This is a genomic window from Enterocloster aldenensis (assembly GCF_003434055.1).
Classification (GTDB): Bacteria; Bacillota; Clostridia; order Lachnospirales; family Lachnospiraceae; genus Enterocloster; species Enterocloster aldenensis.
This window is the reverse complement of sequence record NZ_QVEX01000011.1, coordinates 131949-144044: the sequence shown is the minus strand read 5'-3', so window position 1 is coordinate 144044 and position 12096 is coordinate 131949. Positions and strand designations below refer to the sequence as shown.

11 protein-coding genes, 1 pseudogene and 1 other annotated feature are annotated in these 12096 nt (G+C 50.8%); of the genes and pseudogenes, 8 read left to right on the top strand and 4 right to left on the bottom strand.

Annotated elements, in window-relative coordinates; all coding sequences use genetic code 11:
• Nucleotides 1-183: 183 nt before the first annotated feature.
• Nucleotides 184-1023, top strand: coding sequence for a PHP domain-containing protein (locus tag DWX59_RS19500; RefSeq protein WP_117560864.1), 840 nt, complete (start codon nucleotides 184-186; stop codon nucleotides 1021-1023).
• Nucleotides 1024-1147: 124 nt separating this feature from the next.
• Nucleotides 1148-1384, top strand: coding sequence for a hypothetical protein (locus tag DWX59_RS19495; protein ID WP_007858574.1), 237 nt, complete (start codon nucleotides 1148-1150; stop codon nucleotides 1382-1384).
• Between the two features lie 290 nt (nucleotides 1385-1674).
• Here the strand turns inward: DWX59_RS19495 and DWX59_RS19490 are convergent.
• A pseudogene (locus DWX59_RS19490) lies at nucleotides 1675-2787 on the bottom strand (AI-2E family transporter); the annotation flags it as partial.
• Nucleotides 2788-2798: 11 nt separating this feature from the next.
• On the bottom strand, nucleotides 2799-3971 hold the full coding sequence (locus tag DWX59_RS19485; RefSeq protein ID WP_117560900.1) for an alanyl-tRNA editing protein: 1173 nt from the start codon (nucleotides 3969-3971) through the stop codon (nucleotides 2799-2801).
• A 162-nt stretch (nucleotides 3972-4133) separates the two neighbouring features.
• On the opposite strand from DWX59_RS19485, the gene DWX59_RS19480 reads away from it, so the two are divergent.
• The 3 genes from DWX59_RS19480 (at nucleotide 4134) to DWX59_RS19470 (ending at nucleotide 5472) form a co-directional block, all read left to right on the top strand.
• Nucleotides 4134-4382: a hypothetical protein gene (locus DWX59_RS19480; RefSeq protein ID WP_117560862.1), complete on the top strand. Its 249-nt coding sequence runs from the start codon at nucleotides 4134-4136 to the stop codon at nucleotides 4380-4382.
• Nucleotides 4383-4742: 360 nt separating this feature from the next.
• Nucleotides 4743-5159: a hypothetical protein gene (locus DWX59_RS19475; protein WP_117560899.1), complete on the top strand. Its 417-nt coding sequence runs from the start codon at nucleotides 4743-4745 to the stop codon at nucleotides 5157-5159.
• A 31-nt stretch (nucleotides 5160-5190) separates the two neighbouring features.
• Nucleotides 5191-5472, top strand: coding sequence for a hypothetical protein (locus DWX59_RS19470; protein ID WP_117560861.1), 282 nt, complete (start codon nucleotides 5191-5193; stop codon nucleotides 5470-5472).
• Nucleotides 5473-5513: 41 nt separating this feature from the next.
• Here DWX59_RS19470 and DWX59_RS19465 read toward each other — a convergent pair whose 3' ends face one another.
• On the bottom strand, nucleotides 5514-6287 hold the full coding sequence (locus tag DWX59_RS19465) for a L,D-transpeptidase family protein (protein WP_117560860.1): 774 nt from the start codon (nucleotides 6285-6287) through the stop codon (nucleotides 5514-5516).
• Nucleotides 6288-6494: 207 nt separating this feature from the next.
• Here DWX59_RS19465 and DWX59_RS19460 point away from each other — a divergent pair, with 207 nt between their 5' ends.
• Nucleotides 6495-6815: a cyclic-di-AMP receptor gene (locus DWX59_RS19460; RefSeq protein WP_117560859.1), complete on the top strand. Its 321-nt coding sequence runs from the start codon at nucleotides 6495-6497 to the stop codon at nucleotides 6813-6815.
• A 91-nt stretch (nucleotides 6816-6906) separates the two neighbouring features.
• Here DWX59_RS19460 and leuS read toward each other — a convergent pair whose 3' ends face one another.
• Nucleotides 6907-9321 (bottom strand): leucine--tRNA ligase, encoded by a 2415-nt coding sequence (gene leuS / locus DWX59_RS19455; protein WP_117560858.1) that lies wholly within the window; start codon nucleotides 9319-9321, stop codon nucleotides 6907-6909.
• Between the two features lie 64 nt (nucleotides 9322-9385).
• Nucleotides 9386-9640 (bottom strand) — a binding site (T-box leader).
• 222 nt (nucleotides 9641-9862) lie between these two features.
• Between leuS and DWX59_RS19450 the strand changes: the two genes are divergently transcribed.
• Nucleotides 9863-11398, top strand: coding sequence for a DUF1538 domain-containing protein (locus DWX59_RS19450; protein WP_117560857.1), 1536 nt, complete (start codon nucleotides 9863-9865; stop codon nucleotides 11396-11398).
• The gene (locus DWX59_RS19445) at nucleotides 11388-12083 is read left to right on the top strand and encodes a hypothetical protein (protein WP_117560856.1); all 696 of its coding nucleotides are present in this window, start codon (nucleotides 11388-11390) and stop codon (nucleotides 12081-12083) included. The genes DWX59_RS19450 and DWX59_RS19445 overlap by 11 nt, the downstream gene beginning before the upstream one ends.
• The last annotated feature ends 13 nt before the right edge of the window (nucleotides 12084-12096 follow it).

The window sequence follows — 12096 nt, the reverse complement described above, 5'->3', positions numbered from 1 at the left end:
TCTTCACCCATCATTTCATCTAGCATATTATTCACAGATTGTAGTATAACATACTTTATGTAAAATGGAACCGTCTTTTTTGTTTTTTTCCAGCCAATTTTACTTATTATGAAATTCATGTTACTATATATAAAGTAAGTATTAGGAAGTTATTAAAAATTGGTTACATCTGGAGGTTTTACCATGGATTACGTGGATTTACATGTTCACTCAAATGCGTCTGACGGCACCTGTACCCCAACAGAGGTGGTTGGACTTGCTGCCCGGGCAGGCTTAAAGGCCATTGCACTGACCGACCACGATACAACGGCCGGGATTCCCGAAGCCCTTCTGGCCGGAGCTGCCTGCGGCGTGGAGGTCATTCCTGGCATCGAGGTCTCCAGTTCTTACAAGGGCCATGAGATCCATATCCTGGGACTTTTCGTCACGGCCGGAAACCCTGGCCTGGAATCTGTCTTAAAGAAGTTCAGGCAGGGCAGGGACCAAAGGAATGAGGAAATGTTCCGGCGCTTTGCCAAGGACGGCATAATCTTTACCCCGGAAGAACTGCACGGCGGCAATCCGGATACCGTCATAACAAGAGCCCATGTCGCAAGAGCCCTTCTTTCCAAAGGAATGGGCTCCAGCCTGGACCAGATATTCAAACGGTATCTTCAGTATGACGGCCCCTATTGCCCGCCCAAGGCGTACGTGGCAGCGGATGAAGTGCTGGATGCCCTCCTGTCCTGCGGCGCCTTCCCTGCCCTGGCCCACCCCTTCCAATATAAGCTGGGGGATAAGGGGACCATAGAACTGGCCGCTTATCTGGCGTCCCTTGGCATGAAAGGGCTGGAGGTCTACCACTCCTCCAACAACCGTCTGGAAAGCATGAAGCTTCAGGAAATAGCGGCTGCCTGCCGCCTGCTTCCCACGGGCGGCTCTGACTTCCATGGCAGCAATAAACCGGATATTTCCATCGGCCGCGGCCGCGGAGGCCTGAGAGTGTCCTGCCTGCTGTTAGAAGATATAAAAAAAGCATTGTAATCCTTTATTTTTTATTAATAATTGTAATTGTCTTGGTTTGTGAATTTTGATATAATCATATATGTTAAAAGATTAACCAGACTTTTCCATATCTGGAAAAGGACTACTAACAGGAGGAATTGCCATGAAGATTCAGAACATTACTGATGTAGAAAAGTTTTTTGAAGTAGTAGACCAGTGCAAGGGAACGGTTGAGCTGGTATCACCGGAAGGCGACCGCATTAACCTGAAATCCAAGTTGGCCCAGTATCTGTCAATGGCTACCATCTTCTCCAACGGATATATCAAAGAATTAGACCTGATTGCGCACGAAAAAGAAGACATCGAACGTTTAATTAAATACATGTACCAGGGAGAATAAGTGAGATAGGAAACAAAAAACCAGCCCGGACTGCACTCAGTCATGGGCTGGTTTTTTGTTTCCTCTGTCTTTTCTGCCTTCTCTGCCTTTTCTGGTATTTCTGGTATTTCGGCGTTTCCGCCCTGCCTTTTCTGACATCCCTACTATTTACCGGACCGGTCTTCCTGCCGCGCTTCGGCTTCCATTGCAGACGCCTGGGCCGCAGGCCCTGTTTTGACAGCCTTGTCTTTTGGCCGTCTTGTCCGGACCGCCTTATTCCCGTTGGTCCTGCTTCTGCCTGTTGGCTTGGGTCTTTCAAGGCGTCCGTTCACCTCATCCCTTAAAAGGGCATAGAGCACGGAGCAGAGAGGGATGAATATCAGCATGCCGACAATTCCCATCATGCTGCCGCCCAGTGTCACCGCCACCAGTACCCAGATGGAAGGAAGCCCCACGGAATTGCCCACCACATAGGGATAGATCAGGTTCCCTTCAATCTGCTGGAGCACAAAGAAGATGATGGTAAAGATAAGCGCGTCCATGGGTTCCACCATCAGCATAAGGAATACGCCCACTCCCAGCCCGATGAAGGCGCCGAATATGGGAATCAGGGCCGTAAACGCAATGAGCACCCCAATCAGCAGGGCATAAGGAAGACGCCCCAGGGTAAGCACCACAAAGAACATGGTCCCAAGGATGACCGCCTCCACGCACTGGCCTGTAAGGAAATTGGAAAATGTCCGCTCCGTAAGGGAAGCAATCTCCACAATGCGCGCCGTCACAGGCTCTGGAAGGAAGGCCGACAGCAGTTTTTTCATCTGCCGTCCCAATGTCTCCTTCTGAAGCAGGATATAGATGGCAAAGATAAAACCGATCAGGAACGAGGATACCCCGCTGACAATGGATACAGCGGCTGAAAACGTACTGTTAAGCATGGAGCCTGCTCCGGTTTTCAGGAATTCCACCATGTCCTGGAAAATCTGCTGCCAATCCACCTCTATTTGGTTGACGTAATCCGTGATTTGGGGAATGCTGGCAAAGAGCCGTTCCATCTCATCCTGCACCCCTGCAAAAAACAGGGGGACACTGGACTGAAGGGCCATGAACGTCTTGAGCAGTTGGGGCGTGACCACAAACGTGACAAGGAACAGGACGCCGGATACCAGCAGGATCGTGACAACCAGGCTGACCGGCCTCCTTAACCGGCTGTCTTCCCGGAACATGATCAGGTGGCGTTCAATGTTGCGCATGGGCACATTTAAAATAAATGCAATGGCCGCGCCCAGAATAAAGGGCCAGGCCATGTTAAACAAGGCTGCCGCCACGTCCAAAAGCCGTGTGTAATTAATTCCTGCAACCACCACGATGACCGTAAACAGGATAAGTCCCCTGAGTTTTTTAATTGTATCCTGATTCAATTCCATAATACCATCCTTTATGATTTTGTCTCTTCCTGAAATACATCCATGACAGACTGCCGGGATGCCCGGAAGGTTCCCTGGGCCATAAGGCTGCTTCCTCCGCCCCTGCCGTGAAGTTTCCCATTCATGGCCTTACTCAGGGCCCGCATATCCATCAGGCTGCTTCCCAGGGCATACTGATATTCCCCCTGCGCCTCATTGCCTGAGCACACCATCACCACGCTGCCCTTTTCCTGCTCATAAAGCAGGGTGCACAGCTGGCGTATCTGTACCATGTTAAGCCCCTCCTCAAAAAGGGTCAGGGGCCTGTTGCTCTTTGGATACTGCCCGGCCTTCAGGCCAAACAGCTGTCCGTACAGGCGTCCGATGAGCATTTCCCTGTCCTGGCAGTCATTTTTCAGTTTCTCAACCGCCTCAGGCACCAGCTGCAGCCTGGCCGACAGCAGATTGGACAGCCTGATCCCATCCTTCAGCCGGTTCCGGTAATCCAGAAGCGCCCTGCGTCCGCACAGCATGGATATGCGGACCCCTCCTTTATAATGGATCATGCCCCTTATCTTAATGATACCCACTTCTCCGGTATTTTCTACATGCGTCCCGCAGCAGGCGCAGACATCCCCGCCCGGAATCTCTATGATCCTTACCTGGCCGCTCAGTTCCTTCTTGCTCCTGTAATCAATGGATGCAAGTTCTTCTTTGGCCGGGTAAAGCGTATGTACCGGCACATTGTCATAAACAATCTGGTTGGCCGCGTCCTCCAGCCTGTCCAGCCCGTCCGCTGTGATCATACCGTTAAAATCCACGGTCACTTCCTCGGCGCCCATGTGGAATCCCACATTTTCATATCCATAAAACCGGTGCACCAGCCCGGACAGGATATGCTCCCCCGTATGCTGCTGCATATTGTCATAGCGCTTCTGCCAGTCAATGATTCCCTCCGCCAGCGTTCCCGGCTCAAGCGGGGAAGCCAGCTCATGGAGTATTTCCTCCCCCTTTTCATGGACAGATAGTACCGGCACCTGGTTCAGGGTCCCTGTATCAGAGGGCTGCCCTCCTCCCTCGGGATAAAAGCCTGTCTGGTTCAGTACGGCCAGCCAGGTCCCCTTCCCGCTTGCTTCGCAGCGCTCCACCGTACACATGAAAGACTTCACATAAGGAGTCTGGTAATATAATCTGCTCTTGTCCATTTTCCTTCCACGCCTCATTTCTTCAATGCTTCCATGATTATACTATAGAATGGCAGGATGTACCATTTAAAATTTTATAAAAATATTTTCAAAACCAGGAAACATGAGCAAGCAGGGGGTCATATGATAAAGTGTAATTAAACTTTAATTGGAGGAACTAACATGAGTGATGTAGCAGCAACAAACTGCGGTTGTGACTGTGGATGTGGATGTGGAACAGGAGGCAGCGGGTGCAATATCATCTGGCTTATCCTGATTCTGTGCTGCTGTGGCGGAGGCGGCGGATGCTTCGACCACAATAACTGCGGCGGCGGTTGTGGATGTGGATGCGGAGGCGGAAACGGATGTGACTTTATCTGGATTATCCTGCTTCTGTGCTGCTGCGGCGGTGGTGGCGGCTTCTGCTGCTAATTCCCACCTCTGAGAATCCTTCACAAAAGATTTAAAAACAGGGAGTGGTTCTGCCACCCCCTGTTTTTTATTTATTTAACAGGATCAGTACCGGCGGATGGGATGCCAGACGTGCCGCCTCCCCGGTTTTTACCGCCATACCCCTTCCTTCCCTGCCTTCTTCTGGCACACTCTTCATCTATTTCATACACTGCATTCCCTTCAATTACTAAACGGTTATACATGGATTTCACTCTCCTTCCATATTAATAATATATGCAGTGTCCAGGCTTTGGCGCATTCATGCTTAAATATATGGAATTGTTTGCCAATCCCCTGCATAAGCTTAAAGCAAAGAAAGAAAAAGGCCGGTGGAAAGATATGAACCCATCTGATGACTATAAACTTACTGATCTGGATTATCTCATAGGGGACCACCACCTGCAGATGATAAAAGCCGCCCTCCCGTATCTGGGTGTGCCTGCACAGAAAACCATTTCCCTTTTTGTCAAAGCACAGGAGCTGAGGAAGACCGTGGAGCTGTTTGAGACAGAAGAAGTTGCCTCCATGGGCATATGTTCCCTGGAAAGTTCCGAAAAGACCGGGTCTGTCCGTGACCTGCTGCAGGCTGTCCGTCCCTACGGCAACCCCATGGAGCAGGATATGATTGACATGGCCCAGACATTGATGGAAGGCCAGACCCCCATGGAACAGCTGCGCAGGTTCCTTACCCCGGAACAGCAGTCCCGTTTTGAAACCATGGAAATGATAATGACCGCCATGCAGGCCATGTCCTGACACCCCACCCCTTCAGAAAGGATACATAATTATGGATACAAACTGGAAAAATGATCCCAGGCTAAAAGCCATGAGCAAAGAAAAGCTGAATCTGCTCACAGAATTTGCCGAGCGCATTGAACACACAAATAAAAATAACCTGATGGAGGCCTTCATGTCCATCAATATGGAAGCCAGACAAAAAGGAATCCAGTTCAATGATAAGGAAACCGCCCTGCTGGTCACGATTCTAAGTTCCGGCATGGCGCCTGCGGAAAAGAAAAAGCTGGATATGCTGAAAATGATGTCAAAAAAACTGGCAGGGCCGCGCTGACACAGCGCCCCCTGCCTTCCAAAACATGTACCATACCAAAATCATCTGAGACTTTCCATATTTTCTGCAATCACAATCCTTGTCTGTCCGGTTGCCGACTGCACCAGTTCCTTTGCCCTGGCTTCCGGCAGACGGATACAGCCTGCGGAACCATTGTCCGCTGACGCAGTAAAACAGTGGAGGAAAATAGCCGACCCCTTCCCTGGCACACAGTCCTGGTTATAGTCCAGCGCAAGGGCATAGTCATAATACGGCGACGCTGCCGCCAGGTTCTCTGCTGAATTCCATGTCCTGGGGGTTGTGGATGTATTGACCAGCTTATTGTAATAAGGGCTGGCGGAATCATCTACCCAGTAATCCCCTTTCACAATCTTATGATATGGCAGGACGCTGCCCGGGTCGTCCTTCAGGCCAAATGCCATGGTGAATCCATAGGTGCCCGCAGGAGTCCTGCCATCTCCTTCCGCCTTCTCGGAGGTAATGCCTCCGCGTCCCACAATGGAGGCTTCCTTCCACTCCAGGTTCCAGGTGTCATCCCCCTTTTTATAATAGTAGGTATCCGCATTGCAGCCGCCTGTGCCAACCACCACGATCAGCTGGTCCGCATCCTCAGCGCCCGTAAGGTTCTGGGGCTGTATATTGCCGTCAATGACCGCAGGACGGTATTGCGCGTCCCCATGCGCCTCTGTCCTTGCCGTATCCGAAACAGCCCCGGCCCTATGCATGCCCGGCTGCGCCGCCCATCCGGTCACCGCCATGACTGCCATCATACCGGCTGTCAGGGCCGTCATCATCATCCATCTAGATTGTCCCATATGTAATCACCTCTGCTTTTTTTACTCCCATCATTATAACCTGTACCCGCCGTAATTGGTATTTCTTTTTTCTTACAATTGGAACGTTACGGAATCTTAACTTGAAGCCGCGCCGCGGGCGTCATATAATAGACCAAAATACTACAGCCAGCTGCCGGGGCGCCAAAGTGGGCCGGTAAAAAAATCCTGCAGCGGAAGGAGCGTGTTATGGAATTACTGATCATCATTGTCCAGGAAGTGGACTATGGGCGTCTTTCCAGGGAGTTTATTAAACATAAAATCCTGGCCACCAAATTCACCACCGAAGGACTGTACCTGAACAAGAAAAGCATTACATTGATGGTATGTATTGAAAAAGAACGGGAAGAAGAAATCCTGGAATATATTAGGCAGAGCTGTACGGAACGTGTGGAGGAAAAGCTGGTATCCGAATTCAACGGACAGATGTTCGTGGACGTGGTCAAAGGTGTCAAAATCGGAGGGGCAACCGTGTTTACCGCTGATGTGGATAAGATAATGAAGTTTTAAGATACATAAAGAAACGCGCGCAGACCATGGTGCCCTGCTAAAGGGCATCCTATCACCAATGGTCTGCGCGTGTTTCTTTTTTATATGGTAATTATCTGCATACAATGTTGATGATTTTGCCGGGAACGTAAATCTCTTTTACAATATTGCCGGACATCTTGTCCTTAACAGCTTCCCTGCCCGCTGCCAGGGCGTCTTCCTTGGAAATGTCCGCTGCCACGCTGATGACCGCGCGTGTCTTTCCGTTTACCTGTACAGCCACTTCAATCTCATCATCCTTCATGGCCTCCTCATCGCACTCCGGCCACTGGGAATGGAACACGCTGTCCGTGCCGCCTAACTGCTGCCACAGCTCCTCGCCGATATGGGGTGCAAATGGAGCCAGGAGGGTAACAAAGGTCCTTAAGGTCTCCTTATCAATGCCGCCCTCTTTCTTAGCCAGGTCAATCAGCTTATTGTTATATTCCATGAAACCGGAAATAACCGTATTCAGGCTGAACTGGTTAAAGCGGTATTCGATATCATACACCAGTTTATGGCGCAGCTTGATCATTTCCCTGGATGCCTGGATGTCCTTGTCCTTGTTGTCCGTCACAAGGTTCCAGAAACGGTTAAGGAACCTGGAAACACCTTCAATCCCACGGTCATCCCACTCTGCATCCAGTTCCGGCGGTCCCACAAACAACTCGTAGAGACGGAGTGAATCGCATCCGTAATCCCTTACCAGGTCATCCGGGGATACCACATTGCCCTTGGACTTACTCATCTTAATACCGTTCTTACCGGTAATCATGCCCTGGTTAAACAGCTTCTTGAAAGGCTCGTCAAAATCAATCGCCCCGATGTCACACAGGAACTTGGTATAGAAACGTGAATATAAAAGGTGGAGCACCGCATGCTCTACGCCGCCGATATACATGTCAACCGGAAGATATTTGTCCGCCTTTTCCCTGGACACCAGTTCCTGGCTGTTGTGGCTGTCCACATAGCGAAGGAAATACCAGGAGGAACCAGCCCACTGGGGCATGGTGTTGGTCTCACGCTTTGCAGGTGCGCCGCAGACAGGGCACGTGGTATTGACCCACTCCTCAATGCCGGCCAGAGGTGACTCACCGGTTCCTGTGGGCTGGTAGCTCTCCACATCAGGAAGCCTTAAGGGAAGCTCTTCCTCAGGCACCGGAACGCAGCCGCACTTTGGACAATGGATGATCGGTATGGGTTCTCCCCAGTACCTCTGACGGGAGAATACCCAGTCACGGAGCTTATAATTGACCATCTTGTGGCCAAAGCCCTTCTCCTCTATCATGTGGGGCGCTTCCTTCTTAAGCACGGAGGATTCCATGCCGTTCCAGTCGCCGGAATTGATCATGGTACCGCTTGCCTCCGTATAGGCCTCGGTCATATCCTCAATCTCAATGCCGTCCTTTGCAATGACCTGTACAATGGGAAGGCCGAATTTCTTAGCGAACTCAAAATCCCTGTCATCATGTGCAGGCACACACATGATGGCGCCTGTGCCGTAATCAGCCAGTACATAGTCGGACAGCCAGATAGGCGTCTTTTCCCCGTTTAACGGGTTGATGGCATAACTGCCTGTAAATACGCCTGTCTTTTCCTTTGCCTGCATACGGTCAACATTGGAGCGCATGGAAGAATCAAAGATATACTTCTCAACCGCTTCCCTTGTGGCATCCGTGGCAAGGCTCTTTGCCAGCTCATGCTCAGGTGCAAGCACCATGAAGGTTGCGCCGTAAAGGGTGTCAGGCCTGGTGGTGTACACGGTAATCTTCTCATCACGTCCGTCAATGGGGAAATCCACCTCAGCGCCATAGGATTTGCCAATCCAGTCCGTCTGCATTTTCTTAACCTTTTCAGGCCAGTCCAGCTTATCCAGATCGTTTAACAGGCGCTCGGCATAGGCTGTGATTTTTAACATCCACTGGCGCAGGTTCTTCTTGGTCACAGTGGTACCGCAGCGCTCGCAGCAGCCGTTTACCACTTCCTCATTGGCCAGCCCTGTCTTACAGGAAGGACACCAGTTAATGGGGAACTCCTTTTCGTAGGCCAGGCCCTTTTTGAACATCTGGACGAAAATCCACTGGGTCCATTTGTAGAATTCAGGATCCGTGGTATTTACTTCCATGTCCCAGTCATAGATGGCTGCAATCTGCTTGATCTGCTTCTTTATATTAGAAATGTTGGCCTCTGTGGACTTGGCCGGATGGACGCCCATCTTAATCGCATAGTTCTCGGCAGGAAGGCCAAAGGCATCCCATCCCATTGGGTGGATGACATATTTGCCCTTTAACAGCTGGTACCTGCTCCATACATCGGAAATCACATATCCTCTCCAGTGGCCCACATGCAGGCCGCTGCCCGAAGGATATGGGAACATATCCAGACAATAATACTTTTCTTTTTTGCCATCATTCACATTGATGGGCTTCTCTTCCCAGTTCTCCCGCCATTTTTTTTCTATGGCGCTGTGATTGTACTGTGTTGCCATGATTTCATTCCTCCATTGGTTATTCAAGGTTCCTATGAAAAATAAAAAGCCCTGCGCCTCTACTGCTAGAGACGCAAGGCCTGAATATCCTCACGCGGTACCACTCTGGTTCATGCCCATGCATGCACTTATTCCTCTTATAACGGTAAGGTCTCCGGCCCGCCCTACTGACTTTAACCCCTGGCTCATGCGGCCGGCGGTCCTGTGTTGGGGCAAGCTACTCAAGGGCCAGTTCAATAACCTTTTGTCACCGGCTCACACCACCCGCCGGCTCTCTGAATCCGTCCAGTCACCTACTACTCCCTATCAGCGTATTTGCACTAATTCTTAATTTAGCATATTTCCGAAACAGTGTCAACCGTTACCGGTGAAAAAGAAAACGTTGAAAACCAGGTATGATGGAAATCTTAACGCAACTCTAACACTGCCACCTATTGCTTTTCCGTTTGTCCCTATGTTAAGCTTTAATTGACGTATGCCCTTGATACATAAGACATACCGGGCATATCGGACAAAATAACGGACAACAGGAGGTAACTTATTGAATCAGAAATTAAAAGAAAAAATCACAGAATCCTTATCATCTGTGCTGCCCGTTACCTGTATCGTATTGATTCTTGGTATTACGATTGCACCCATCCCGCTGGATCCACTGATGCTGTTCCTGGCCGGCGCGGCGTTCCTGATTATAGGTATGGGATTTTTTACCTTGGGGGTGGATATGGCCATGATGCCCATCGGTGAAAAGGTAGGGGCACAGCTGGCACAGGCCAAGCGCCTCCCGGTCATCATCGTGGCCTGTATCATCATCGGCGCGGTAGTAACGGTTGCGGAACCGGACCTGCAGGTCCTTGCAGGGCAGACCCCCGCCGTACCTGACATGGTGCTTATACTGGCAGTAGCTGCAGGAGTCGGATTTTTCCTGGCGGTTGCGTTCCTCCGCTCCCTCTTCGGCTGGAGCCTTTCCCATATTCTTATGGTCTGCTATATCATCCTGTTTATCATGGCTTTTTACATTCCAGGTGATTTCCTCGCAGTTGCATTTGATTCCGGCGGCGTTACCACCGGCCCTATCACGGTCCCCTTCATCATAGCCCTTGGCATGGGGCTTTCGTCCATTGGCCAGGGCAAAAACCAGGACAGCGACAGCTTCGGTCTGGTGGCCCTGTGTTCCATCGGCCCCATCCTATCCGTGATGATACTGGGACTTGTGTACCAATCCTCCTCCGGTACATACGAACCCATGTCCATCCCTTCCATCAGTAACTCCCAGGACCTGTGGCTGGCGTTCCAGCATGAACTGCCCGAGTATGGCCTGGAAGTATTTACAGCCCTTTTCCCCATCCTTGCATTCTACATCCTGTTTCAGCTTTTCTTTTTGAAAATGCGCCCCAGGCAGGTGGTGAAAATCCTGGTGGGCATGCTGTACTCCTACATCGGCCTGACCCTGTTCCTCACAGGCGTAAACGTGGGCTTCATGCCTGCGGGCAGCTATCTTGGGAAACAGCTGGCCTCCCTTCCTTACCGGTGGATCATTGTTCCTGTGGCAATGCTGATTGGTTACTTCATCGTGAAAGCCGAGCCCGCCGTACAGGTGCTTAACAAGCAGGTGGCGGACATGACCGGAGGCACCATATCAGAGACAGCCATGATGAAAGGCCTTTCCATCGGAATGGCCCTGTCCCTGGGTTTTTCCCTGTTCAGGGTACTTACCGGCCTTCCCCTTTTAAGCATGCTCCTTCCGGGTTACGCCATTGCCCTTTTACTGTCCTTCATCGTCCCTCCGGTCTTCACGTCCATTGCCTTTGACTCAGGCGGTGTTGCCTCCGGCCCCATGACAGCCACTTTCCTTCTGCCCTTTGCCATGGGGGCATGTGAAGCCCTGGGCGGTGACATTTTAAAGGACGCATTCGGTATTGTGGCCATGGTAGCCATGACCCCCCTTATCATCATACAGCTCATAGGCCTGTCCTATGAAGTTAAGACACGAAGGGAAAAAAGAAGCGCCCAGCTGTCCTTTATTGATATGGACAGTGAATTTATCAACTTAGAGAAGGAGGATCCCAATGAATCCTAACCGTGTAAAATGGACGGCTGCCATCGTAGACCGGGGCAAAGGCAACCGCGCCGCTGCCATTTTCCAGGAACATGGCCATTCAATCCTTTTAATTGCCAGAGGCCATGGAACAGCCAGTTCCGCCGTCATGGACTGCCTTGGTCTGGATGAACCGGAAAAAGACCTGGTATTGGGGATTGCATCCGCCCCTGACTCCCATCAACTGATGGACGCCCTGAAACATGAAATGGAATTCCATAAACCAGGCCACGGGATTGCATTTTCCATTCCGCTTTCAGGAATCAGCATTGCGGCTTCCGGCCGCCTGAAGGATTGGGATGCAGGCCAGCATCCACACCACACTGCCAGTTCCAAGGAGGAGATCCATATGTCTGAACATAAAGATTATGAATTGATAGCAACAGTCATCCATACCGACCTGTCCATCCCGGTGATGGAAGCCGCCCGGAAGGCGGGATGCCACGGCGGCACCCTTGTAAAGGCGCGTGAAATCGGCTCTGATGAGGAAAAGAAGATATTCGGGCTGACCCTTTCCCAGGAAAAAGCCATTCTTCTGATTCTCACCCCGTCCCCACAGAAACAGCCTATCTTAAGGGCTATCTGCGAAACCGTGCTGCGGGAAACCGGAGAACATGCGGTTGCATTCTCCCTTCCAGTGGACGCGGTAGAGGGAATCAGCGGATAAAACCCACAAGTCC